Here is a 407-nt window from a genome sequence, read left to right as displayed (position 1 = left end):
TTTGGCTTTTTTCATATTGAGAATAAGCTGATTGGCTAATACCTATTTTATTCGCAACTTCAACTTGAGATAATTTTAAATACTCACGCCATGCTTGTGCAGGAGAATAGTTATTATCAAAAACCAGGTTAACAACTTCACTTGGTACGCCTGTTTCAATATCGATTGTTTTATTCATTATTATTTTTATGATTAACCTCAATATAAGCATTATATAAGTTTTAGTAAAAATATAAATAATTAGAATTGATAACCATAGTTGACATTCTAACAGTGTAAGATATCCTAGATTACACCATGAAGTGCAATTCGTCTTAACTCCTTAGAATAAAAATCGGCAGGGCTTTTAAACTTATGCCGTTTTCTTGGGCGTGTGTTCAATAGATATTGTATTTTCTTTATCTGTT

Annotated in this window: 1 protein-coding gene; it reads right to left on the bottom strand. The window is 30.0% G+C overall.

All coding sequences use genetic code 11. The annotated features are described in order from the left end of the window. A partial coding sequence (locus tag A9G44_RS14045; protein WP_442902931.1) for a helix-turn-helix domain-containing protein occupies positions 1 to 178 on the bottom strand: 178 nt, incomplete at its 3' end. Between the last annotated feature and the right edge of the window lie 229 nt (positions 179 to 407).

This window comes from Gilliamella sp. Occ4-3, from assembly GCF_001690675.1.
In the GTDB taxonomy this organism is placed as follows: domain Bacteria; phylum Pseudomonadota; class Gammaproteobacteria; order Enterobacterales; family Orbaceae; genus Gilliamella; species Gilliamella bombi.
This window is presented reverse-complemented; position numbering and strand designations above follow the sequence as displayed.